The sequence below is a fragment of the Brucella pituitosa genome (genome assembly GCF_003049685.1).
Taxonomy (GTDB): domain Bacteria; phylum Pseudomonadota; class Alphaproteobacteria; order Rhizobiales; family Rhizobiaceae; genus Brucella; species Brucella pituitosa.
In genome coordinates this window covers 815696-839552 of the sequence record NZ_PYSY02000001.1, presented here as the reverse complement: position 1 = coordinate 839552, position 23857 = coordinate 815696, and the positions used below count along the sequence as shown (strand labels likewise).

Sequence of the window (23857 nt, the reverse complement as noted above, 5' to 3'; positions counted from 1 at the left end):
CGCCCGGTGTCAATTGGGTAAAGAGAAGAAACAGGGGATGAGGCCAGTTAGCGGCCAAATGATATCAGGGCTTTGTAATATCAGAACTCAATAATCGCAGCCCATGGGGTAGAGGCGCATTGAGAACAGAAGACAACTCATTGTAAGTCGCACCGTCGAGTGCTGCGCCTTTAACTGAGACTGTCGCTTCCGAGACTTCAATCTCCGCTTCAGAAAATTTCCCGGCGAGATCAATCGCAAAATAAACGCGTCTCTCAAATTCCGGCTGTGCACCACGTGCAAGCGCCATCTCGTCGTCAACCAATCCGCCTTGTCCGGCGGTCTCAGCTGCACTCATGATCGAATCGCGCATCGCATTGTCGGGAATGAACCCCGAAAGGGTGATACCCTGCCCGCCTTTGGTCAGTTTGAAAACATATGGGCTTGCTTCCTGAAGAACAGTCGTCAGATCGGAAAGATCGCCAACGCCGCTGACCTGCTGCACAGCCTTAACTGCGGCCTTCTGCGATTCAGGATCTGGAGCCATACCTTTTAAGGTCACATCACGGCCATCGACGTCGAAACCGGTCCAGGCATAAGGCGCGAGCGCCTGCCCTGCTCGTTCAGCTATGTCGGTTTCAACCCGGTCCGCACCAAACCACAGCGCCAATGATGTCAGCGCCGCAGTCCACGTCACGCCCGGCCAGAACCACTTCAACATATGCACGCTTCTCCAACTACACCGGCCCGTCTTTATTGACGTCACCAGAGAAACCGCCACGCCTCAAAATGCAAGGTTTATGCTGAATTTAAGAATCACAAACAACAAAAAACCCGGCAGCGATGCTGCCGGGTTTCCTGTAACCAATCCGTAAGGATTAGAACGAACGCTGGAAGCGAACCATACCCTGCCAAGCGTCCTGGCCGTCGAGGACGGAGAGCTTGTCGTCCCACTTGGTGTAGGAAACTTCTGGAGTAATGGTGAAGCCTGGAACCAGTTCGTAAGCTACGTTTGCAGTAGCTGCGAAGGTCTTTGCGTCTTCGTAAGCGAGCTGAAGGTTGAAGGTAGCCTTGTCGGTTGCCTTGAACTTCGCGCCACCCCAAACAGCCCAATCGCCACCCCAGGTGCCGTAGAAGCTGTCGATTGCACGGATGCCACGGAAGCGACCGTCTGCATCGGTGTAACCGTAGTAGGTGTCGTCGTTCGACTTGTAGCCGCCCTGTACCCAAACGGAGAACTGGTCAGTTACGTTTACGTCCAAACGAACCTTACCGGCCCATTCTTCGTTAACTGCGTCGTATGCACCAACAGCTGCGATCGAACCCCAGCCCTGAGCATACTTCAGACCACCAACAACATGTGGTGTGTAGTCATCGATAACGCCGTTGTAGTCAACGTCTTTGTCGTTACCCTGTTCAAGAGCGATTACAGCCGAGAAGCCGTTGCCGCCAGTGAAAGTGTAGCTGATTGCGTTGGTGCGGTAACCGCCAGCAAGGATCACGTCATCGTTGATGACGTCGCCAAGGTAACCAGTGAAGGTTACGAAGTTCGACTCATCAAGACCGAGGCGCAGGCCGCCGAGCTGGATGTATGCGTAACGCAGGTCGCCCGAAGAACCGTTGGTGCCGTCGTTCCAGTCGTAACGGGTTTCAGCATAGGTCTTGAGGGTGCCGAGTTCGGTTTCCGAAGCAGTCGAGAAACGAAGCGTGAAACGTGCCTTCTGAGCGTAGGTATCACGATCCTTGCCACCGAGGGTGATCGAGTTACCGTCAGCTGCACGGCTGATGCTGCCGCCACGAGCGTAAACGTCATCGCCACCAGCAACGTCGTAACGAACATAGCCCGATACGCGCAGGCAGGTTTCGGTGCCTGGGATGTAGAAGTAGCCAGCGCCGTATGCATCGCAAACGCGGACATATTCAACTGCTTCTGGCTCTGGTGCGACGATTGCGTCGGCAGCCTGAGCGCCGGAAGCTGCAACCAGAGCTGCAGCGGAGCCGAGGAGAAGGCTCTTGATGTTCATTTCTGACCTCCAGTCAAAGTTAAAAATGGGTCTGGGCATTCTGATTTGGCTGAAGGACAACCTGTCCCCATCCCCTGATGAAAAAGTCGCCCCGAAGCGCTCCTTCTTCTGGATGTGAAGATACTCGCCAACTTTTTCGTTTCAACATCGAATATCGCTCTCAACCGTTGTGGAGCCTCTATGAGGGACAGTTGTTGCAGAAATGACACGAAATCGCCCCCTTTGGGGTGAGGATTTTAGACATTATTAATGTTCGTAAACGCCGGTTAACGGGTCTTAACGATTGAAAACACGTATTTTTTGACTCTTTCGCACAGATCGACGTCCGAATCCGTCTGACGCCGGTTCAAATGTGGCGGTCGGCTGACTTATTAAGAGCGATAAGCTGGGTGCTGTGCAAAATTATCCGAATCTCTGTTCGGCCAGGGAGCATTCGGCCTTGTTTTATTTGAAGGCAAAGGCCCGCAATTCCGGCTTATTCACACGCGCCTATATATAAAAGATGAAATTATGCTGGGAATTTTACCGTAAGCTGCGCAAATCGCTTGAAATGATGAAGCGTACCGGCTATCTCGCCTTTACCGGAGAGGTGGCCGAGTGGTCGAAGGCGCTCCCCTGCTAAGGGAGTAGACCTCATAAGGGTCTCGTGGGTTCGAATCCCATCCTCTCCGCCATCATCGAAACGATGACCTTTGCCCCTCCAAGCAGTGTTTCTTCTCTAGAATAGATATGTTTTGACCGCCCAACATCGCCCTAAAGCCTTGTTTTACGGCCCGGACGATTCTTGTCATTTTCTGATTTCAAACCGTGATTACAGACAAGTAATTGTATTTACTATGTTTTTTCGATCGCAGTCGATTCTTGACTGGAGGTCAGAAATGAACATCAAGAGCCTTCTTCTCGGCTCCGCTGCAGCTCTCGTTGCAGCTTCCGGCGCTCAGGCCGCAGACGCAATCGTCGCGCCAGAGCCAGAAGCCGTTGAATATGTCCGCGTTTGCGATGCTTACGGCGCTGGCTACTTCTACATTCCAGGCACCGAAACCTGCCTGCGCATCCATGGTTATGTTCGTTACGACGCAGCCGCTGGCCGCGATCCGTACAACAGCCACGACGCTAAGACCTGGAGCAAGAACACACGCTTCACGCTCCGCACGTCGACCGCTTCGGAAACCGAACTCGGCACCCTTAAGACCTATACTGAAAACCGCTTCAACTTCACGAACGGCGATCAGGGCGATCACACACTGAACTTCGCATACATTCAGCTCGGTGGCCTGCGCCTCGGTCTCGATGAATCGGCATTCCACACCTTCACCGGTTACCTCGGCGACATCATCAACGATGACGTGGTTGCTGCTGGCGTCTACCGCACCAACCTGATCAGCTACACCTTCACTGGCGGCAATGGCTTCTCGGCAATCGTATCGCTTGAACAGGGTGGCGGCAGCTACACCGATCATGGTGACTTCGACAACGATGGCGATTTCGGCAAAACATCCAACGTAATCGACGACTACATGCCACACGTAGTTGGCGGCCTGAAGTTCGCTCAGGGCTGGGGTTCGATCGCCGGCGCAGTAGCATACGATTCGCTGCTCGAAGAATGGGCCGGTAAGGTTCGTTTGGACGTAAATGTCACCGAACAGTTCTCCGTCTGGGTACAGGGCGGCTACTCTTCTTATGAAGACGACATCGGCATGTACGGCAACTGGGGCGGCGATTGGGCTGTCTGGGGCGGCGCAAAGTTCAAGGCTACCGACAAGGCAACCTTCAACCTTCAGGGCGCTTACGAAGATTGGGGCAAGACCGCAATCGCAGCAAACGTTGCGTATCAGCTGGTTCCTGGTTTCACCATCACGCCAGAAATCAACTACACCCGTTGGGATAGCGATCACCCACTCCGTCAGGCTGGCATTATCGAAAACAAAGATGCGTTCGGCGGCATCATCCGCTTCCAGCGTTCGTTCTAATCAGAACTACGCTTAAGCATCGGACGCCAACGGGAAGCCGTTGGCGTCAGTCATTTGGGGAAGCGTTCACGAAAGCGTGAACATTGGTTCTTTCGAGATGGGGATCTCGGCAGAACTTGAATTGAGGGAGTTGCGGGGACGAACAAATGGGGGGGCAGCGGGTTCTAAAAAGGATCGAAACATGTCTCCACATAAAGTTAGCTCACTTATCTTGTACTCGATGAATTATTTCTTTATGCATGCATCCCATAAAAATATGGGGGACTTGCTATGATCGTCGTTGGGGGCACGAGGATCGATGGAGGCGAAGGATATTCGCCGGTTATCGACTACAACCTTGAATATACGTCCGTTAAAAGCCTGAAGCACCGGCTCGTAGAGCAGTTTTCTTTGGCCGAACTAGCGGGTAAGTATATCAACATCCTTTGGGATGATGGCTCACACAAGTATAATGTGAAATCGTTCCTTGGTGAGATCGACGAAATTTTGAAAGGTATCCGCTTTTCAGGTTTCGATCAGGAAATGCTCGACTCCGTCATTGGTTCGCTTCGTGAACGCGGCAACAGCAATGCAACCATCAATAGAAAGATGGCTGCGCTGAGCAAGCTGCTGCGAAAGGCGCACAAAATGGGGGACGTTTACAGCCTGCCGGAGTTTGTCCGACAGAAAGAGCGTGCGGGGCGCATCCGTTTTCTCGAATATGAGGAAGAAAAACGCCTATTTGCCGCCGTTAGATCGCGTTGCGAAGATAGTTATCGTCTATCCGTTTTTCTCGTCGACAGTGGCTGCCGTCTTGGTGAAGCAATCGGACTCACCTGGAATGATATCCAGGAACATCGTGTTACGTTCTGGCTGACCAAATCGAACCGCAGTCGAACCGTTCCACTGACTAAACGCGCACGAAAATCTACCGAAATTGCGCATGAGCGGCTGAAAGGCCCCTTCTCCATGCTCAATCAGGTACGATTCCGGCAGATATGGAATGACGCGAAAATTGAAGTCGGTCTCGGTACAGATGATCAGGTCGTTCCGCATATTCTGCGCCATACATGTGCGTCGCGTCTCGTGCGTGGCGGCATAGATATACGGCGTGTGCAGATGTGGCTCGGTCACCAGACCTTGCAGATGACAATGCGTTACGCACACCTTGCCACACATGATCTCGATTCCTGCGTCAAGGTTCTGGAGATTCGTTAGGGCACGTTTTCCAAAGAGTTGGTTTCGCGAGACATGCGCGAAATCAAATAGCAAAGCTATATCCGCTTTTTGTTCATGTATCATCGACACAGGAACGGTGAATCGCCCCGAACTTGCAGGAGGCTCCAACTCCTGAGCAGGATGGAATACCATGGGCAGAACGAGGAACTCGAGCAGTTCTAGTGATTCAACTTAGTCCAGAAATGATCTGATCTTTGAGGCTGACATCGGTGGCCAGCTTTCGCATTTGATACTGGTTAATCCCACGATGCACACAATCACGTTTTTCGAATAAGCGATGTGGCAAGGCTTGTCACAAGTTGCTATGCCTGTCTGATCTTTTATCGGGTGCCGGGGCATTGACCCATTCGGCGAGATCGCCTCGCCGTCACCATTCTGCTACTCCGTACCATCAGACCTAATTGACCGGAAATACTATGGCATCGCCTCGTCTTACGCCGCTTGTTGAAAGCCTCCCCTCCACCGTCCCTTTTGTCGGCCCCGAAACGCTCGAACTTCAGCGTGGCAAGCCTTTTTCGGCTCGTATCGGTGCCAATGAAAGTAGTTTCGGCCCTGCTCCATCCGTCATAGAAGCCATGCGACAGGAGGCTTCCGAAGTCTGGAAGTATGGTGATCCGGAAAACTATGCGCTGCGTCATGCAATTGCGGCTCATCACAATGTAAAAGCTGAGAATGTCATGCCAGGTGCTGGTGTCGACGCATTGCTGGGTCTTGTGGTGAGGCAATTTGTTCAGCAGGGCGACAAGGTCATCAACTCGCTTGGCGGTTATCCGACCTTCAACTATCACGTCGCTGGTTTCGGCGGTACACTGCTGACTGTCCCATATAATCAGGACAAACCCGATCTGGACGCGTTGATCAAAAAGGCGCGTCAGGAAAATCCGGCGCTGCTTTACATCGCCAACCCAGATAATCCCATGGGGACATGGCATGAAGGGTCGGATATTCAGGCGTTTATCGAGCGCATTCCAGAAACAACAATGTTGATTCTTGACGAAGCCTATTGCGAGACTGGCCCCGCTTCTGCCTTTCCGGCCTTTGAACTGGATCGCCCGAACATTCTGCGCATGCGCACTTTCTCAAAAGCGTATGGACTTGCAGGGATTCGGGTTGGTTATGTTCTGGGCTGCGCCGACGCGATCAAGTCTTTTGACAAGGTTCGCGATCATTTTGCCGTCAACCGTATTGCGCAAGCTGCAGCAATCGCGGCGCTGAAAGATCAGAATTATTTGCGTGATGTGGTCAGTAAAATCCATGCCGGACGAGATCGAATCGCAGCAGTTGCGACGCGCCATGGGTTGAAACCTATTCCTTCAGCGACGAACTTCGTCACCATTGATTGTGGGTATGATGGAGCTTTCGCGACTGCCATTCTCAATAGTCTGATCGAGCGCGATATTTTTGTCCGTAAACCGGGCGCCCCGGTGCTGGATCGCTGCATTCGCGTGAGCGTTGGCGTCGATGAGCAGATGGATATGTTTGAAGCAGCGCTGCCCGAAGCACTTGCAGATGCCCGAAAAGCCTTGAACATCGCCTAACTGCGGAGAAAACAATGTCCGATCAACACAATACCCAACCTCGCAATGTTCTGTTTGGTACACTTGCCGGCCTTTGCGGTGCTCTCGCAATTGCTGCGTACGCGGGCGCCGCCCATGGTGGCGAGAATCATTTGGGTGCGATAGCGCCGCTTCTTCTCGGCCACGCCCCCGCCCTTCTGGTGTTGTCACTCATCGTTCCCAACAGCCGCATTGCGAATATTGGTGGTGCGCTATTAGTGGCTGGACTGGTGCTGTTCTGCGGCGATCTGTTCTTGCGAGATGTGACCGGCAACCGGCTTTTCCCAATGGCAGCCCCTACAGGCGGAAGTTTGATGATTTTGGGCTGGCTCACGGTTGGTGTCAGCAGCTGGTTCAAGAGAACCTGAAACCGCCTCACGTCGTAGGAATGCCACGGCATAATTCCCTTAGAGGGCTTCATACTTTGTTTGAAGCAGACGAAACGCCCTAAGCATTTGTTTTAACGCATTTACCTCACGCAAAACCGCTGCACACTTTTGCTGGCTATGCTCTAAAAAGAAAAAGGGGCCCTGCATATCTGCAAGGCCCCTTCTCTCTAAAACGGTGTAAGTTCAAGCCGACTTATAAGCCGTCCCAGATTTAAATTCTTTGAGCAGAACGCGGTTTCCGTCAATTGATCCTGCGGAAACCTCGCTGAAATTACGAGTTACCCTTTAGGCGTGCGTTGCAGAGGCTGTAATAACCGCCACCCTTCTGAACCCACTTCAGGCCGCCCAGTGCATTTGCATCCTTGGCTGCATGATACTGCTCAAGGCAAGTGTGCATCCGCGCCTTACCTGGAGATTCGTTCGAGAACTTCGACGAAACTGCGGTCGGGAACTTCACACCGCGTGGCGCGGCTGCGGTTGGCGCTGCAGGTTCTGAATTGCCATCAGTGGTCAACGCAACGGGATCAGCGCCCGGGCCGCATTCCGATTTACGGAAATCATTCCACTTGGTGCCACCATCGGTACCGGCATCTTTAGCCGCCTGATACTTGGCGCTGCACTGCTTCATGGTGAGGCTCTTGGCCCCATCATCCGCTGCGGGTGCCGCTGCATTTTTAGCTGGTGCTGCAGCTTTCTTTGCTGGCGCGGCTGGTGCAGCCGGAGCGGCTGCGGCATCGTCACCGCATTGTGTCTTACGGAAATCATTCCACTTAGCATCGCCCAGCGTGCCAGCATCTTTGGCAGCCTGATACTTCGCACTACATTCTTTCATTGTCAGCGCACTTGCCGGCGATGAAAAAACAAAGGCAGATGCGCCCATAATGATTGCGGTGCCAGCCAAGGCTGTGATGGTACGAATAGACATCTCGTCGCTCCCTGTCGGATACGGACTATTGAATTCGTTGTTCTGGAGCGCGTTTCGATCTGGTTGAACCAGATCCGCGCCCCAAACGTTTGTTTTTACGCGCATCTTATCCGAAAACCGTTTCACACTTTTCGGGATGCGCTCCAGAACGGCTCCACAAAGACTGAAACGTCACAACCGTTCTGTCTCTACGCATTATCCTTAGGCAAAACCGCTTCGCAGTTTGGTAGGAAATGCATTTGGCTCATTTGCGGATCGCTTGTCGCGATAATTTAAAACACCCAGTCTGCTTTGCCGGTCTCTATACCTTTTAAAGTTTCACATCCGCCGTGTAACTTGATGCCAGGCAAGTTGACTGTCAATCAGTTGCTTAATATTACCACCGCCTACAATACAAAATTTCTAACTGTCATTCTTTAGAAGTTACGTAAATTTGAATGACACAAAGTAAATATATAGTAGTTCTAAACTCTTGTCCTGTCTTTATTGGAATAGAGTTAAAATCCGGGGCATCCAAGTGACACAAAAAATCATGATCATTGGCGGTGCTGGCTCGGGAAAGTCTACCCTTGCACGCAGGCTTGGGAAAATCAGTGGCTTACCTGTAATTCACATCGACACTATTTACTGGAAAGCCAACTGGGTCATGCGTCCGCGTGCCGAGATCAGCCGTCTTACGAACAAGGTTGCTGATCGCGATAAATGGATATTCGAGGGCAATCATAGCGAAACGATGGCGCACCGCGCATCACGCGCCGACATGCTCATATTCCTCGATATATCGACGCCGCGGCGCCTCTGGCGAATCATCCGAAGAACGGTTCGCCATTACGGCCAATCGCGCCCGGACATGGCTGAAGGATGCAAAGAACGTTTTGACTGGGAATTTCTCAAGTTTGTCGCCAATTATCGAAAAAATGGCCGTATTCAGGCGCTTTCCTTCTTAGAAAAGGCTCCTCCTCACCTGCAAAAACACCATTTGCGCAATCCGGCCGATGTGAAGCGTTTTCTCTCTAAAGCAGAGCACGAAATATTCCTAAAAAATTGATGCTTAGAAATTACATTAAATCAACAAAGCCCCACCTAAAATAACAATATTGCTAGCAGTGCGGGCAAGTTCTCTGAATGCTATATTTGCAATGTCTCCCAAGACTTGACGCTGGCGCGTGGCGCGATAGCCCATCAGTACAGCGCGAATTTACATGCACTCGGATAGCGGAACGTTAGTTCGGGCCGTTTGGGTAATCTTGTCCGGATTTCCGGTTTTCGCAGCTCTGGAGTTAAACGTGGCTGATATCGCAGATAGCGCCTCCCCGCTTGCCGATGTGACCAGCGCAATGGGTTTCGATCGTCATCGTCTTTATGAAGACGCGATCGCCATGCTGATAGGCACCTCATTCATTGCCTTGGGCATTACGCTTTACAGTCAAGCAACGCTGATGACAGGCAGCACCGCAGGCATCGCCCTTTTGATCCAGTATGCTACCGGCATCGGATTTGGCCTGCTCTATTTTCTGATCAATCTGCCATTCTATTATTTCGCAGCAAAGCGTATGGGCTGGCCGTTTACGATCAGGACATTCATCGCGGTCGCGCTCATGTCGTTCTTCGCAAAAGTCATACCTCTGTGCGTTGATTTCAGTTCAATTAACCCACTCTTTGCAGCACTCATGGGCGGCACCTTGATGGGAATGGGGGTATTAGCGCTATTTCGTCACCGCTCTGGTGTTGGCGGCGTCAACATTCTCGCCCTTTATTTACAGGACGCCTACGGGATTCGCGCTGGCTGGTTTCAGCTTGGACTCGATGTCCTCATCATGTTTGGATCGCTGTTTTTCATTCCTCTGGAAAATATGCTGCTCTCGCTGGTAGGGGCGATAGCGATGAACGTCATCATTGCGATCAACCACAAGCCGGGGCGTTATCTTGGCATAAGCTAACAAAAAGCCGCCTGATGAGGCGGCTTTTTTGTCAGTGCGTCGAGCAATTTTAGTGCGCTGTCATCCACTCACGCGCACCACGAAGAGCTGCAGCGAGTTCAGTTTTGCTCATGGTCGCAGCGACCTGATTGCGCATGCGCTCGGCTTTCTGATTGCCGCGAATGGCAGCGATATTGAGCCACTTATGTGCTTCGACGACATCGATTTCACAGTCACGACCAATAGCGTATTTCAAACCCATCTCAAGCAGAATGCGATCCTGGGAACCTGCTTTGTCGTGCTGCGTAACGCTCTGAAACTGTGTCATTTTTCTTTGTCCCTGTTAAATCCCGAGAACCGTCCGCTCTTTGTTTCCAAGACTGGCTTTCACCGTCCCGGAACTGTCGGATCTGTCGTTCCGTTCATGGTCTTTAAGATAAGCGACAGGACTAAAATGCACGTTAAACCAGATGCTTAACAAGCGAACAACGAAATCCCAACAAGGAGTAAATTTGGGAATTCGTTAAACATCCAAGCCGTCCGAATTACAGCGTTTTTCCGAAAGGGCTATGTTTTCTGCATCCTCGCCTGGAAACCAGATGATAACCATAGTGCAGATTGGCTTCGTTCAGAATGTTGCCGTCAGCGAATTCGAACACGCAAATTATCCCTCTTCCGCTGAGGCAAAAACTGGATTACGTTTACGTTTGCGTAAGTATTCTGCAAGGCTGTGAGCCTTGTGGCATTTTGGGAGGAATGCATGATCCGCAATTTTATTATGGGAATGACAGCAGCTGTTGCATTGACTGCAGGCCTGTCCGCACCGGCGTTCGCTGAAGAAGCCATTGTCGGCACATGGAAGCGCCCGAACGGCACGATCATCAGCTATGCAGCATGTGGCGGCGGCAAATATTGCGGCACGGTGCAGACAGGTGAATATAAGGGCAAGTCAATCGGCTCGATGTCCGGCAAAGACGGCACCTACAAGGGCGAAGTCAACAAGCTCGATGAAGGCAAGACCTATACCGGCAAGGCCAGCGTCAAGGGCAATACGCTATCGCTCTCTGGCTGCGTTATGGGCGGACTGATCTGCAAGAGCGAAAGTCTCACGCGCCAATAAGCAAACAAAAAAGGCGGCTTCTCAGCCGCCTTTTTAAATTAGCGGGCCTTCTGGCCGAACAGGATTTTCTGCGCTTCCTTGTCATTGGCCAGATTAGATTTTTCTCGCTCTTCCTTGCCAACCACGAGACCACGCTGCACAGCAGGACGTGCGTTCATCGTTTCATGCCAGCGCTTGAGGTTCGGAAAGTCTTCCAGCTTCTGATCGTAATTCTTGTAAGCATTGATCCAGCCAATGCTTGCCATGTCAGCGATAGAATATTCGCCTGCGATATAGTCTTTGCCTTCAAGCTGCCGATTGAGCACGCCGTAGAGGCGATTGACCTCGTTTGTATAGCGGTCGATGCCATATTGCACCTTTTCCGGCGCATAAACACGGAAGTGGCCAGCCTGTCCCGACATGGGTCCAAGTCCACCCATCTGCCACATCAGCCATTCATCGACGGCCACGCGCTTGCGTTCATCGGTCGGATAGAACTTGTCGAACTTGCGGCCGAGATATTGCAGAATGGCACCCGATTCAAACACCGAGATCGGCTCGCCGCCCGGACCTTCGGGATCCACGATGGCTGGCATACGATTATTCGGCGCTATTTTGAGAAAGTCCGGCTGGAACTGATCGCCTTTGCCGATATTCACATATTTGACTTCGTAGGGAACACCTAGCTCCTCCAGCATAATGCTGATTTTGAAGCCGTTCGGGGTCGGCCAATAGTAAAGCTCAATGGGTTTTGTCTGCTCAGCCATGGGTATCTGTCTCCCGCTTTCTTGGCTTTGTCCGTATTTCCAATGCGGGTTAACATAAGCGCCGTGCGGCCCGGCACAAGTGCGAAGCGATCAAGTTAGTGAAACATCAATATTTTTGAACGCCGGATGAATGCAGCTCTCAGGAGCAGTTCAGGTCGCATCCTTAAACTCAAGCCCGTAAAGCAAACGATTTTGAAGCTGGGGGAATTATGCTGCTGTGGCGCGTTACAATTGTCTGTTTAATGATTGCCGGCTTTGCGATCATTGCTGGCCTTTTCGTTGATCGCAAATATGACATTTATCGTGATCAGCCAGTCGTTGGCCCCATTACAGCGATGCATCTCAAGCATGTGAGCGGAGACCAACAATTATGATGTCTCGCTTCCGTATCTCCGCAGGCATTGCACTTCGCGTTCTGCTGTTCACGGCTGTATTCACCGGGCCTGCTGCAACATTCGCTTATACGCAAATTGGTCAGAAAGCACATATGAGCGGAGTGGGTCTTGTGCTTTATGTGAGCCTGCAAAGAAGTGCGTAAACAGGGACATGCGACTGTCATGGAGTTTGCTATACTAAGCCATGACACAGCGAATCGAACAACCTTTTCTCACAGAGATAAAAACGCCTCCTTTCGTGGAACCGGCGGTTTTCACCGATGCCAGCGCGGCAGTTGTCGCGCTGCGCAAGCTTTATGATCGCAATACAGAATTCCTGCGCAAAGCTTTTGAGCAGCTTGCACGCGGCGAAGTTCGCCCGCAACGCTACCGCGCGTTTTATCCCGAAATTTGCCTGTCCACCTCCAGCTTTGCTCATGTGGATACACGTCTCGCTTTCGGTCATGTAACCATGCCCGGCGACTATTCGGCAACGATCACCCGGCCTGATCTGTTCGAGCATTATCTCAACGAACAGATTCGCCTTCTGATGCGCAATCATGGCGTGACAGTCACGGTTCGGGAATCGGCCACGCCAATTCCTATTCATTTTGCTTTCATTGAAGGCACCTATGTCGAGGCATCGGTTGCCAACGCCTTCACGCATCCGCTGCGCGATCTTTTCGATGTGCCGGATCTTGCCGCAACCGACGACAAGATCGTTAATGCTGACTTCGATCCAATTCCCGGCGAGCCGATGCCTCTTGCGCCATTTACGGCACAGCGCGTCGATTATTCGCTGCACCGCCTTGCGCACTACACGGCAACAAGCCCCAAGCATTTCCAGAATTTCGTGCTGTTCACGAACTATCAGTTTTACATGGATGAATTCTGTGATTATGCCCGCAGGCTCATGGCGGAAGGCGGCGGCGGATATGACAGCTTCGTCGAGCCGGGAAATGCGATAACGCGTGCAGGTGAATCTGCGCCGAGCAGCGGAGTTCCATTACAACGATTGCCGCAGATGCCCGCCTATCATCTGCAACGCGGTGATCATTCGGGCATCACCATGGTCAATATTGGCGTTGGCCCGTCCAATGCCAAAACCATTACCGACCACATTGCAGTGCTGCGGCCGCATGCGTGGCTGATGCTGGGCCATTGTGCAGGTCTGCGTAACAGCCAGCAGCTCGGCGATTATGTGCTGGCGCATGCCTATATGCGTGAAGATCACGTCCTCGATGACGACCTTCCGGCATGGGTGCCTCTGCCAGCCCTTGCAGAAATTCAGGTGGCACTTGAAGAAGCCGTCGAGGAAATCACCGGTCTTGAAGGTTATGATCTCAAGCGCATCATGCGCACCGGCACGGTCGCGACAATCGACAATCGTAACTGGGAGCTTCGCGACCAGCGCGGCCCGGTCCAACGTCTTTCACAGGCGCGTGCAGTTGCACTCGATATGGAATCGGCCACGATTGCGGCCAATGGTTTTCGCTTCCGCGTTCCCTATGGCACGCTTCTCTGCGTTTCCGACAAACCGCTTCATGGTGAGCTGAAGCTGCCGGGCATGGCGACTGAGTTCTATAAGCGTCAAGTCGCCCAGCATTTGCAGATCGGTATTCGTGCGATGGAAAAAATCGCAGCAATGCCGGATGAGAGGCTGCATTCACGCAAACTCAGAAGCTTCTACGAGACTGCGTTCCAGTAAAAATATGTCCGTAGGGCAATAGATGATTAGGGCAGTATGTTTTTCGCCAATACATACTGCCCTCTCTCCATCATCGCGCCGTAATCAATCGCTAATCGAGCATGATGTCAAAACGCCGCGAAAACCTTTCATTTTTCCTGCTGATCATCGCTGTTCTGGTGTCAGTTCCACTCGTGCTTGGTTTTCTCGGATCAGCACACCCGGCGCTTGATTCATTCGCGCATTTCCGCCCATATCTCGCAATTCTGATGGGGCTGCTCGCGCTCCCGCTTCTGTTCTCAACGATGCGGCGCGAAGGTGCGATGATCCTGTTGTTTGCGATCCTTGCTTTCAGCACGACATTGGGAGCGACACGCAACCTGCTGGATGGATCATCCTCGGCACAAGCCAATGTGCCAACGACTGGCGCACGCTACAGTCTGGTACAGATCAATCTGCGCTACAATAATCCTGAGCCAAAACGCGTCTTACAAATGGTTGCGCGGGAAAAGCCAGATGTCATTGCCTATCAGGAAGCTGGTTCAGACTGGACCATGTGGATCGACATTCTGAAGGGCACGTATCCTTATCACTTTGAGTGTCGCAAGGATGGAAGCAACATGGGTGTCGGTATTCTTTCCCGCCGACCATTCAGTGAAGGTAGCGAACAGACCTGCCTTGGTGATGATCGCCTTGCCATAACTTCCATCGACTTCAGTGGCACAAGGGTCAATGTTGCAGCTTACCACTCGATCCTGCCATGGCCTTTTGGCCAGGCGACTATTATCGATGCGCTGGTGCCGGAACTGCAGAAGATTAGCGGCCCTTCGATCATTGCCGGTGATTTCAACGCCACGCCATGGAGCAATGCAGTCCATCGTATCGAAAAAGCTTCGGGGACGAAGGCTGTCACTGGCATTGGCGGCACATGGATGCCGCAAAGTCTGTCCGTAAAGCTCGCGCCTTTTATCGGCCTGCCGATCGACCAGGTTTTGGTGAGCCACGAGATTGAGAAACCTGTCGCCGCTTCGCGTGAAGAAGCTGGTTCCGATCACCTGCCTGTAAGGCTCGAGTTTTCGGTTCCAATGTCAGTGCATCCAGATGCTGACGAGCCGGAAACTCAATCCGTTATGCTCCAATAAAAAAAGGCGGTTTTAAACCGCCTTTTTCAATTCTGCTTTCCCGTAAACATTACATGTTCACGTAAACCGGTCCTTCGCCGACATTCCTCATACGCATTATCCGGACGCAAAACCGCTACGCACTTTTGCTGGAAATACTCTGACGGCGGTCGAGACGGACACAGTTCCCGCAAACATTACATGTTCACGTAAACCGGTCCTTCGCCGCCTTGTGGCGGAACCCAGTTGATGTTCTGGTTCGGGTCCTTGATATCGCAAGTTTTGCAATGCACGCAGTTCTGCGCGTTGATCACAAAGCGAACATCCTTTGCCTGCGGATCAGCCGCGGAATTGCCGTCGGCATCCACCCATTCATAAACGCCCGCCGGGCAGTAACGCGTCGATGGACCTGCAAAGACATCATGTTCTGATGTCTGCTGCAGCTTCATATCAGCGACCTGCAGATGCACAGGCTCGTTTTCGTCATGGTTGGTGTTCGAAAGAAACACTGACGAAAGACGATCAAAGGTCAGCACACCATCCGGCTTCGGATAATCGATCTTCTTGTGCTTTGCTGCTGGCTCAAGGCTTTGCGCATCGTTCTTGCCATGCTTCAGCGTGCCGAAAAATGAGAAACCAAACAGCTGATTGGTCCACATATCAAGGCCACCGAGAGCAACACCAACAACCGTGCCGAACTTCGACCAAAGCGGCTTCACATTGCGGACCTTCTTGAGATCCTTGCCGATGGCGCTGTTACGCCAGCTGTTTTCGATTTCAATCGGCTCATCATTGGCACGACCAGCGGCCAAAGCTTCCGCAATCTTGTCGGCAGCGAGAATGCCCGACAGAACTGCGTTATGACTGCCCTTGATGCGGGGAACGTTGACGAAGCCAGCCGAACAGCCGATCAGCGCACCACCCGGGAAGGACAGTTTTGGCACTGACTGGAAGCCACCTTCGGTAATCGCGCGCGCGCCATAAGAAAGGCGTTTGCCACCCTCGAATGTATCGCGGATCGCCGGATGCGTCTTGAAGCGCTGGAATTCTTCAAACGGCGACAGATACGGGTTCTTGTAGTTGAGATGCAGCACGAAGCCGACCGCTACCATATTGTCTTCAAGATGATAGAGGAACGAGCCGCCACCCGTCTTCATATCGAGCGGCCAGCCAAACGAATGCTGCACCAGACCCGGCTTATGCTTGGATGGATCTACCTGCCAGAGTTCCTTGAGGCCGATACCGAACTTGGCTGGTTCACGACCTTCATCAAGCTTGAACTTCGCGATCAGTTCCTTTGCCAGCGAGCCGCGTGCACCTTCACCGATCAGAACATATTTGCCGAGCAGCGCCATACCACGTGTGTAGTTTGGACCGTGCGAGCCATCACGCTCGACGCCCATGTCGCCAGTTGCAACACCGATTACAGCGCCTTCATCATTATAAAGCACTTCCGTGGCAGCAAAGCCCGGATAGATTTCAACACCAAGCTCTTCAGCCTTAGTGCCAAGCCAGCGGCAGACATTGCCGAGCGACACGATGTAATTGCCATGATTGTTCATCAGCGGTGGCATGGCGAAATTCGGCAACCGCACCGAGCCTGCAGGACCAAGCAGCAGGAAATGGTCGGCGGTCACAGGGGTCTTGAACGGATGCCCCTCTTCCTCACGCCAGCCTGGCAGAAGCTGATCGATACCACTTGGATCAACGACGGCGCCCGACAGGATATGCGCGCCAACTTCCCCGCCCTTTTCAAGAACGACGACTGAAAGCTCAGGATTGATTTGTTTGAAACGGATGGCCGCAGCAAGACCGGCAGGGCCTGCGCCAACAATCACAATATCAAATTCCATGCTCTCGCGCTCGGGAAGCTCCTGGCTCACGATTGCTGGGGCTTCGGACATTTGTGCCTCCGTCGGGTTTACATTTTCCCTCACTATTTCAGCGCGAGTAATGCATCCAATTGTTTTTGCTCATGAACCTATCGCGAATGGGGATAAACCATATCCGGACAGGCCTTGTTTCCCCTTTAGAACGCTATGCGTCCTGGTGGCTTTACCCTCTCGCAGAGTTAAAGACTGTCGCATATGCGTCCAATTGTCCAAAACCGTTGCGAAATGCATCGCTATAATATTTACCTTAACGTAAACGTCAATTTCTAAACGGTCATGTGGTCAGTTATAGGCTATTGTGACGCAACGCGGGATCTTTTCATCAGATAAATCGGCTCCCGCATTTGGAAAGCGCATAGATTAAATTCCACGCATACCTACATCTCATCTTGGTGGGTTTCGAACTCAACCCAGTGGACTAATCTCCCAGAGGAGGCCGCCCCCACTTTTGGGAGACATGCTTTAATCACTCTATGAACCGGAATTATGCGCTGCGCTCTTGCAATCGACGTCAAAATTCGCCACCTCAATCTGTGAGGTAAAAACATGATTGATGACCGGGAAACACTGGATATGGAAGGTCTGCTCCGCTTTTATGCGGAAGCGGGCGTTGATATGCCGCTTTCCGATACACCCATCGATCGCTTTGCGGAACCGCAACGCCAGTCGGCGCGACCGGCACCAGCGCAAGAAAACAGACTTGCCACGCCAGCAGACCACACGCGTCCACAACAGCCGCGTCAAGCAGCAGTCCCCTCGCCCACAAGCCGCCCTGTGCAGGCTGCAACCGATGTTCCGGACGGCGCGCAAATTGCTCTCGCCCGTGAAGCAGCGGCACAGGCTTCCACGCTGGAAGAACTGCGCGAAAAGCTTGCGGCCTTCGACGGCTGCAATCTGAAATTTACAGCGAAGAACCTTTGCTTCGCTGACGGAGACCCATCATCCGACATCATGTTCATCGGCGAAGCTCCGGGGCGTGATGAGGACATAGAAGGGCTGCCATTCGTCGGCAAATCCGGGCAGCTTCTCAATCGGATGATCGAGGCCATCGGCCTCAAGCGCGAGAACGTCTATATCGCCAACACAATTCCATGGCGTCCGCCGGGTAATCGGACTCCTACACCGGTCGAGACCGAACTGTGCCGTCCATTTATTGAACGCCAGATTGAACTTGTAGCACCCAAAATACTCGTCGCGCTGGGCGGTCCGGCCGGTAAAGCGCTGACGGGGGCAACTGAAGGTATCCTGCGCCTGCGCGGCAACTGGAAAGTGCATCGCACGCCTTCGGGCATTGAAATTCCTGTTATGCCGACATTGCATCCGGCTTATCTGCTGCGCACGCCCGCACAAAAGCGCTTTGCCTGGCGTGATTTTCTCGCAGTTAAAATGAAGCTCTCCGAATTAGGCGATTGATATTCCACCATTTCAGTGGCATCGCCAGCGGGACTGTCACCAACATGCCGCAAACATGCAGTAGTTCGCATTTTGAACGACGCCTGACGGTAACAGGTATTCTTTAAATATAGTCCTCGTGGACAATAAAGCCCTTCGTGGAGTTTCTCATGGCTGGACAGCTCCTGCCCATAGCTGCCTTGCTGGCAAGCACGTTTCTCATGCTGCTTGCAGGTGGGCTTGCAGGTATTCTTCTGCCTATCCGCGGCGGGATCGAAGGCTGGTCAACCACGACCATAGGCTGGATGGGAACGTCCTATTCACTCGCCTTCACATTGGGCTGCATCCTGATCCCGCATCTGGTGCGGCGCGTCGGGCATGTGCGCGTGTTTTCAGCCTTGCTGACACTGCTCTCCATTGCACTGCTCCTGCATTCACTGATCATAAGCCCATATGCCTGGATGATCTTTCGCGGTATTGCAGGCTTCTCGCTTGCCGGCTCCTATATGATTATCGAAAGCTGGCTGAATGAGCGCGTCACAAATGAAACGCGCGGCAAGATTTTCTCGATCTATATGATCATCACGATGCTTGGCCTGATGTGCGGGCAATATATCCTGCCGTTTGGCGATGCGACAACCGTCACGCTCTTCATCGTCTGCGCCATAATCTATGCCAGCGCCCTGCTTCCGACCACACTTTCAAGCGCACAATCGCCCAACCCGCTGACACAGGCTTCGCTGGATCTGAAAGGTCTCTATAGACGCTCTCCGGCTGCAGCCGTCGGTTCGTTCATTGCGGGCATCGTCGCCGGTACATGGAGCTTCCTTGCCGCAATCTATGGCGAAATGAATGGGCTATCGACCTTTGGCATTGCGACCATGCTTGCCTGCGCCATGATCGGCGGCGCTATCTTTCAATATCCGCTCGGCCGTGCATCGGACCTGGTGGACCGTCGCATTGTGATGGTCATTGCAGGTATAATTGGCTTTCTGCTTTCCGCCGTTATGCTGATTGCTCACCCGACGTCACCTTATGCACTTTACATGATGATGTTTCTGTTCGGCTCGGTGCTCTACCCGATCTATAGTCTCAATGTGGCGCACGCCAATGACTATGCCGATGCCAGCGAATTCGTGAAAATCTCAGGCGGGTTATTGATTATTTATGGCTGCGGCAGCGTAGTTGGACCAGCGATTTCCGGCCCGATGATGGATCTGATTGGTGCATCCGGCTTCTTCGTGACCATGGCTGTTGCTTACGCCGTCTATGGATTACACGCTTTCTGGCGCATACGCCGGTTCGAGCGGCCCGCAATCAGCGACCAGAAGACGGAGTTCAAGTTCCATACACCCGATGGTCAGTCAACACCGGAAACGATGCAGCTCGACCCGCGCGCCGAAGGAACGCCGGGTCAAGCATAGGTTTTACTGCGCCTGTTGAGGTGTATTCGCCTTGTGCGGTTCGATCGCCAGCTGATGCTCGCGATAGATGATATAGCCGCCAGCTGCCATCACGATTGCACTGCCTAAAAGCATTTCAAAGGTCGGAATATCACCAAAAAACAGGAAACCGATCCCCAGACCCAGCAGCATTGACGTGTATTCAAATGGCGCAATCGTGCTCATCGGCGCGTGCCGATAGCATTCAGTAAGCAGGATTTGAGCGATACCGCCAGCGATACCTGCACCGATCAGCATTGCGAGCTGTGGCAAGGTTGGCATGACCCAGCCAAACGGGATGCTGAACAGCGCAATGATACTGGCGGAAATCGAGAAATAAATAACGATTGTCGATGTGCGCTCCGTCTGCACGAGACGACGAACCAGCATCATCGCAAAGGCAGCCATGACCGCCCCGCCGAGGGCTGCGAGCGCTCCCATGGCTTCATTGCGCCCGACATTGCCTTCGGCAAATAATGTCATGCGTGGCCAGATAATAATCATGACCCCAAAAAGGCCGATAATCACCGCGCTCCAGCGATAAAGCCTGACGACTTCATGCAGGATAAGAGCGCCCAGCACCACAGCAATAAGAGGCGACGCGTAATTGATCGCGATTGCTTCAGGCAAAGGCAGCTTGGTCAACGCATAAAAACTCAACGACATAGCGCCTACACCAACCATTCCGCGCCAGAAATGGCTGAATCCGTGGTGCGTTTGAAGAATGCCAGAGAGTTGCCCGCGCAACGCAAAGTAAACAAGGATCGCAAGCACTGCGAAGAATGAGCGGAAGAAGATCAACTGACCAAGCGGAATGCCCTCGGCAGCCTTGAGCAAGGTCGACATTCCCACAAAAACAGCAACCGAAGCGACTTTAAGGCTGATCCCCAACATTGGGTTATTCTGAAGCAGATCAGGCTCGATGGTTTCGCTGACCTGAGCATTTGCGGAGACCGCGTCCGGAAGGGACTTCACAACGCAATTCCTTAAACGGGAGATATGGGGCAAGGCGGGAAATTACAGTTATTGCGCTATCCATAGGCCTGTTCGCAATAAAGTGCCAGCCAAGCAAAGATCAGCACGCAAAAAATATTGAACAACTTCGCTTTTCTTGTCGTTTGCTAAAAAGCCGGATACGACTCTAGTGGTTTGATTCCGAAATTTGCATCCCTCGATACAGACGTTAAACAAATTTCGGAATTCAAAAACAACTAGTAAGCATATGAATCTAGTGGATTTTTCGAATTTGACGTTTGAAAGAGCGTGGATGTTGATCGTGATCCAAACGTCAAATTCAATCCACTTGCATCGAAGCGCTTGGAGCGCCTTTCGATTTGATTAAATCAAATCGACGCTCTCATCGTTTATTTTAACGCGTGTCTTATCCGAAAGCGGTTTCACACTTTCGGGCTGCGCTCCACAGAAGAGTTTCGCAATGCGTACTGAAACTGGCCAGACATTCCGCCTCGAAGATTATCGCCCGACCCCTTACGCCATACCAGAAACGAAACTCGACTTCATACTTGAGCCGGAAAAGACAATCGTTCGTGCCCAACTGACAATCGAGCGGCGCGCGGATACTGTCAGGGGGACGCCGCTTATTCTGGACGGTGATGAGCTAAAATTGATCGGCTTGCGCCTGAATGGAGCGCCACTTGGCGACAACGGCTATTCAGCAACGCCCGATCGGCTCGAAATCACCGACCTGCCTGATGCAGATCGTTTTACATTGGAAATCGTCACCGAAGTGAATCCGACGACAAATCGTCAGCTCTCGGGGCTTTATCGATCGAGCGATGTCTATTGCACGCAGTGTGAAGCAGAAGGTTTCCGCCGCATCACCTATTATTATGACCGGCCGGACGTGCTTTCCGTTTATACCGTACACATCGATGCCGAAAAGGCAGCCGCCCCGATTTTGCTCGCGAATGGCAATCCCGTTAAACACGGTATTGTGGCAAACAATGCTAGTCGGCATTTTGCTGTCTGGCATGACCCGCATCCAAAGCCATCCTATCTGTTTGCCCTTGTCGCGGGCTCACTTGATGTCGTGAAGGACCATTTCACCACACTATCAGGACGCCCGGTCGATCTCGCCATTTATGTCGAACACGGTAAGCAGGACCGCGCGCTTTACGCTATGGATGCGCTCAAACGCTCTATGCGTTGGGACGAGGAAAAATTCGGCCGCGAGTATGATCTCGACGTCTTCAATATCGTTGCGGTTTCCGACTTCAACATGGGAGCGATGGAAAACAAGGGCCTCAATGTCTTCAATGACAAATACGTGCTGGCCGACTCCGATACGGCAACGGATGTGGATTATGCAGGCATCGAAGCTGTTATTGCACACGAGTATTTTCACAACTGGACCGGCAATCGCATTACCTGTCGCGACTGGTTCCAGCTTTGCCTGAAAGAAGGTCTGACGGTCTATCGCGATCATGAATTTTCTGCGGATGAGCGTTCGCGCCCAGTGAAACGCATCGCCGAAGTAAAGATCCTGAAAGCACAGCAGTTCCCGGAAGATAGCGGTCCCCTTTCGCATCCGGTACGCCCTCGCGAATATAGCGAGATCAACAATTTCTACACGGCGACCGTTTATGAAAAAGGCTCGGAAGTAGTGCGCATGATCCGCACCATCATCGGGCCTGAACTGTTCCGCAAAGGCATGGACCTTTATTTCGAACGCCATGACGGTGAAGCGGCAACTATCGAAGACTTCATCAAGGTCTTCGCCGATGTTTCGGGACAGGACTTTTCACAATTCTCATTGTGGTACGATCAGTCCGGGACGCCGAAAGTCGAAGCGAGCTTCGACTTTAATGCGGCAAAAGAGACGTTCACTGTTGAATTTGTACAGTCGCTTGCACCAACTCCCGGACAGCCAACAAAAAAGCCAATGCATATTCCTATCGCTTTTGGCCTTTTGGGAGCAGATGGCAAAGATATTCAGCCTTCATCAGTCGAGGGTGGCGATGTTCATGATGGCGTTATCCATCTTCATAAGGCCTCGGAAACCATTGTCTTTCATGGCATCAGGGAACGCCCGGTCCCGTCACTGCTGCGCGGCTTCTCCGCGCCAATCAATCTGGTCTCCCCACTTGATGCAGAAGACCGTATATTCCTGGCATTGAACGACAGTGATCCCGTCGCCCGGTGGCAAGCGCTGACCGGCATTTTCACGCAAGCCCTGCTGGACGGTGCCAAGCGTGTACGGGGTGGGTATGAACCGGAGACGGACGACAGGATCATTGAGCTTGCAGGACGCGTTGCCTCCGATGAAACGCTTGACGCGGCCTTCCGCGCTCTCTGCCTGACCTTACCGACAGAGAGCGATATCGCACGCGAGATGGGTCACAATGTTGACCCTGATGCAATTTGCGCAAGCCGCGATCACCTCATCGCGGCAATCGTATCCGCCTATTCGGATGACTTCGCATCGCTTTATGCAAGCTTGCAGCAAGAAGGTACGTTCTCCCCTGATGCTGTATCGGCTGGCAAACGCGCATTGCGCAACGTGCTGCTCGACTATCTCAGCCGATATGAAAACAGCCCTGCCCGTGCTGCCCAACAGTTTGCCGACGGCGATAACATGACTGATCGTGCGGCAGCTCTCAGCGTATTGGTGCATCGCTTCGGTGACAGCCATGAAGCTCAGGGAGCGCTTGCATCATTTGAAAAGCGGTTTGGTGACGACGGATTGGTGATGGACAAGTGGTTCATCGTGCAAGCAACACGTCCCGGCGAAAAAGCACTCGATGCTGTCCGCGCGCTCACCAGGCACAAGCTGCTTTCGTTCGACAATCCGAACCGCGTGCGCGCGCTGATCGGGGCGTTCTCAGCCAGCAACCCGACGGGGTTCAATCGCAAGGATGGCGCGGCTTACACTTTCTTCGCCGATATCATTCTGGCAATCGATCCGGAAAATCCACAGCTTGCAGCGCGTCTTCTCACCGCTTTGCGTTCCTGGCGTTCGCTGGAAGACACACGTCGTGAACATGCTCGCGCTGCATTGGCTCGTATTGCCGGTACACCGAAGCTTTCGACCGATCTTCGCGACATCGTGGACAGAACCCTCGCTTGATTCGCGAATCATATAT

Annotated in this window: 20 protein-coding genes and 1 tRNA gene; 14 read left to right on the top strand and 7 right to left on the bottom strand. The window is 52.6% G+C overall.

Translation table 11 applies throughout. The annotated features are described in order from the left end of the window. Positions 1-64: 64 nt before the first annotated feature. Together C9380_RS04035 and C9380_RS04030 are read right to left on the bottom strand one after the other, a co-directional pair. The gene (locus C9380_RS04035; RefSeq protein WP_111786859.1) at positions 65-700 is read right to left on the bottom strand and encodes a BON domain-containing protein; all 636 of its coding nucleotides are present in this window, start codon (positions 698-700) and stop codon (positions 65-67) included. A gap of 157 nt (positions 701-857) precedes the next feature. Continuing rightward, positions 858-2003 (bottom strand): porin, encoded by a 1146-nt coding sequence (locus C9380_RS04030; protein WP_024897317.1) that lies wholly within the window; start codon positions 2001-2003, stop codon positions 858-860. A 583-nt stretch (positions 2004-2586) separates the two neighbouring features. Here C9380_RS04030 and C9380_RS04025 point away from each other — a divergent pair. The 5 genes from C9380_RS04025 to C9380_RS04005 all read left to right on the top strand — a co-directional run bounded on the left by C9380_RS04025 (position 2587) and on the right by C9380_RS04005 (position 7115). Next, positions 2587-2677, top strand: a tRNA-Ser gene (locus C9380_RS04025). A 204-nt stretch (positions 2678-2881) separates the two neighbouring features. Then, positions 2882-3973, top strand: coding sequence for a porin (locus C9380_RS04020; protein ID WP_128093037.1), 1092 nt, complete (start codon positions 2882-2884; stop codon positions 3971-3973). 270 nt (positions 3974-4243) lie between these two features. Beyond that, a complete protein-coding gene (locus tag C9380_RS04015; RefSeq protein ID WP_024897315.1) occupies positions 4244-5170 on the top strand; it encodes a tyrosine-type recombinase/integrase in 927 nt (308 codons plus the stop codon). Between the two features lie 437 nt (positions 5171-5607). Further along, positions 5608-6729, top strand: coding sequence for a pyridoxal phosphate-dependent aminotransferase (locus C9380_RS04010; RefSeq protein WP_128093036.1), 1122 nt, complete (start codon positions 5608-5610; stop codon positions 6727-6729). 14 nt (positions 6730-6743) lie between these two features. Next, entirely contained in the window at positions 6744-7115 is a 372-nt protein-coding gene (locus C9380_RS04005) for a DUF423 domain-containing protein (RefSeq protein WP_100559409.1), read from the top strand. A gap of 292 nt (positions 7116-7407) precedes the next feature. Here the strand turns inward: C9380_RS04005 and C9380_RS04000 are convergent, their stop codons facing one another. After that, entirely contained in the window at positions 7408-8061 is a 654-nt protein-coding gene (locus C9380_RS04000; protein ID WP_105534770.1) for an antifreeze protein, read from the bottom strand. A gap of 517 nt (positions 8062-8578) precedes the next feature. On the opposite strand from C9380_RS04000, the gene C9380_RS03990 reads away from it, so the two are divergent. Together C9380_RS03990 and C9380_RS03985 are read left to right on the top strand one after the other, a co-directional pair. Further along, a complete protein-coding gene (locus C9380_RS03990) occupies positions 8579-9109 on the top strand; it encodes a P-loop NTPase family protein (protein ID WP_100559413.1) in 531 nt (176 codons plus the stop codon). A 238-nt stretch (positions 9110-9347) separates the two neighbouring features. Further along, positions 9348-10001: a YitT family protein gene (locus tag C9380_RS03985; protein WP_084486785.1), complete on the top strand. Its 654-nt coding sequence runs from the start codon at positions 9348-9350 to the stop codon at positions 9999-10001. A 49-nt stretch (positions 10002-10050) separates the two neighbouring features. Here the strand turns inward: C9380_RS03985 and C9380_RS03980 are convergent, their stop codons facing one another. Next, positions 10051-10308 carry a sel1 repeat family protein gene (locus tag C9380_RS03980; RefSeq protein WP_024897309.1) on the bottom strand — a complete coding sequence of 86 codons (258 nt, stop codon included), beginning with the start codon at positions 10306-10308 and terminating at the stop codon, positions 10051-10053. 432 nt (positions 10309-10740) lie between these two features. On the opposite strand from C9380_RS03980, the gene C9380_RS03975 reads away from it, so the two are divergent. Next, positions 10741-11100 (top strand): DUF2147 domain-containing protein, encoded by a 360-nt coding sequence (locus tag C9380_RS03975; protein WP_024897308.1) that lies wholly within the window; start codon positions 10741-10743, stop codon positions 11098-11100. 38 nt (positions 11101-11138) lie between these two features. Here C9380_RS03975 and C9380_RS03970 read toward each other — a convergent pair whose 3' ends face one another. Continuing rightward, positions 11139-11846 carry a glutathione binding-like protein gene (locus C9380_RS03970; protein WP_128093034.1) on the bottom strand — a complete coding sequence of 236 codons (708 nt, stop codon included), beginning with the start codon at positions 11844-11846 and terminating at the stop codon, positions 11139-11141. 370 nt (positions 11847-12216) lie between these two features. On the opposite strand from C9380_RS03970, the gene C9380_RS26745 reads away from it, so the two are divergent. The 3 genes from C9380_RS26745 to C9380_RS03960 all read left to right on the top strand — a co-directional run bounded on the left by C9380_RS26745 (position 12217) and on the right by C9380_RS03960 (position 15049). Next, on the top strand, positions 12217-12384 hold the full coding sequence (locus C9380_RS26745; RefSeq protein WP_157803352.1) for a hypothetical protein: 168 nt from the start codon (positions 12217-12219) through the stop codon (positions 12382-12384). Positions 12385-12425: 41 nt separating this feature from the next. Then, positions 12426-13928 carry an AMP nucleosidase gene (locus tag C9380_RS03965; RefSeq protein ID WP_024897306.1) on the top strand — a complete coding sequence of 501 codons (1503 nt, stop codon included), beginning with the start codon at positions 12426-12428 and terminating at the stop codon, positions 13926-13928. Between the two features lie 101 nt (positions 13929-14029). Beyond that, the gene (locus C9380_RS03960; RefSeq protein ID WP_247877555.1) at positions 14030-15049 is read left to right on the top strand and encodes an endonuclease/exonuclease/phosphatase family protein; all 1020 of its coding nucleotides are present in this window, start codon (positions 14030-14032) and stop codon (positions 15047-15049) included. A 176-nt stretch (positions 15050-15225) separates the two neighbouring features. Here C9380_RS03960 and C9380_RS03955 read toward each other — a convergent pair whose 3' ends face one another. Then, positions 15226-16932 (bottom strand): electron transfer flavoprotein-ubiquinone oxidoreductase, encoded by a 1707-nt coding sequence (locus C9380_RS03955; RefSeq protein WP_105705285.1) that lies wholly within the window; start codon positions 16930-16932, stop codon positions 15226-15228. A gap of 534 nt (positions 16933-17466) precedes the next feature. Between C9380_RS03955 and C9380_RS03950 the strand changes: the two genes are divergently transcribed. Both C9380_RS03950 and C9380_RS03945 read left to right on the top strand, forming a co-directional pair. After that, on the top strand, positions 17467-18333 hold the full coding sequence (locus C9380_RS03950) for a uracil-DNA glycosylase (RefSeq protein ID WP_128093033.1): 867 nt from the start codon (positions 17467-17469) through the stop codon (positions 18331-18333). A gap of 149 nt (positions 18334-18482) precedes the next feature. Beyond that, positions 18483-19736 carry an MFS transporter gene (locus C9380_RS03945; protein ID WP_024897302.1) on the top strand — a complete coding sequence of 418 codons (1254 nt, stop codon included), beginning with the start codon at positions 18483-18485 and terminating at the stop codon, positions 19734-19736. 3 nt (positions 19737-19739) lie between these two features. Here the strand turns inward: C9380_RS03945 and C9380_RS03940 are convergent, their stop codons facing one another. After that, the gene (locus C9380_RS03940; RefSeq protein ID WP_051514752.1) at positions 19740-20648 is read right to left on the bottom strand and encodes a DMT family transporter; all 909 of its coding nucleotides are present in this window, start codon (positions 20646-20648) and stop codon (positions 19740-19742) included. A 541-nt stretch (positions 20649-21189) separates the two neighbouring features. Here C9380_RS03940 and pepN point away from each other — a divergent pair. Then, entirely contained in the window at positions 21190-23841 is a 2652-nt protein-coding gene (gene pepN, locus C9380_RS03935; RefSeq protein ID WP_128093032.1) for an aminopeptidase N, read from the top strand. The last annotated feature ends 16 nt before the right edge of the window (positions 23842-23857 follow it).

Coding starts and splice junctions, on each gene's coding strand:
- C9380_RS03950 (WP_128093033.1), top strand. CDS start 17,467: ATGATTGATGACCGGGAAACACTGGATATGGAAGGTCTGCTCCGCTTT.
- C9380_RS03955 (WP_105705285.1), bottom strand. CDS start 16,932: ATGTCCGAAGCCCCAGCAATCGTGAGCCAGGAGCTTCCCGAGCGCGAG.
- C9380_RS03975 (WP_024897308.1), top strand. CDS start 10,741: ATGATCCGCAATTTTATTATGGGAATGACAGCAGCTGTTGCATTGACT.
- C9380_RS04020 (WP_128093037.1), top strand. CDS start 2,882: ATGAACATCAAGAGCCTTCTTCTCGGCTCCGCTGCAGCTCTCGTTGCA.
- C9380_RS04035 (WP_111786859.1), bottom strand. CDS start 700: ATGTTGAAGTGGTTCTGGCCGGGCGTGACGTGGACTGCGGCGCTGACA.
- C9380_RS04010 (WP_128093036.1), top strand. CDS start 5,608: ATGGCATCGCCTCGTCTTACGCCGCTTGTTGAAAGCCTCCCCTCCACC.
- C9380_RS04000 (WP_105534770.1), bottom strand. CDS start 8,061: ATGTCTATTCGTACCATCACAGCCTTGGCTGGCACCGCAATCATTATG.
- C9380_RS04015 (WP_024897315.1), top strand. CDS start 4,244: ATGATCGTCGTTGGGGGCACGAGGATCGATGGAGGCGAAGGATATTCG.
- C9380_RS03980 (WP_024897309.1), bottom strand. CDS start 10,308: ATGACACAGTTTCAGAGCGTTACGCAGCACGACAAAGCAGGTTCCCAG.
- C9380_RS03945 (WP_024897302.1), top strand. CDS start 18,483: ATGGCTGGACAGCTCCTGCCCATAGCTGCCTTGCTGGCAAGCACGTTT.
- C9380_RS03965 (WP_024897306.1), top strand. CDS start 12,426: ATGACACAGCGAATCGAACAACCTTTTCTCACAGAGATAAAAACGCCT.
- C9380_RS26745 (WP_157803352.1), top strand. CDS start 12,217: ATGATGTCTCGCTTCCGTATCTCCGCAGGCATTGCACTTCGCGTTCTG.
- C9380_RS03940 (WP_051514752.1), bottom strand. CDS start 20,648: ATGTTGGGGATCAGCCTTAAAGTCGCTTCGGTTGCTGTTTTTGTGGGA.
- pepN (WP_128093032.1), top strand. CDS start 21,190: ATGCGTACTGAAACTGGCCAGACATTCCGCCTCGAAGATTATCGCCCG.
- C9380_RS04005 (WP_100559409.1), top strand. CDS start 6,744: ATGTCCGATCAACACAATACCCAACCTCGCAATGTTCTGTTTGGTACA.
- C9380_RS03960 (WP_247877555.1), top strand. CDS start 14,030: ATGATGTCAAAACGCCGCGAAAACCTTTCATTTTTCCTGCTGATCATC.
- C9380_RS04030 (WP_024897317.1), bottom strand. CDS start 2,003: ATGAACATCAAGAGCCTTCTCCTCGGCTCCGCTGCAGCTCTGGTTGCA.
- C9380_RS03970 (WP_128093034.1), bottom strand. CDS start 11,846: ATGGCTGAGCAGACAAAACCCATTGAGCTTTACTATTGGCCGACCCCG.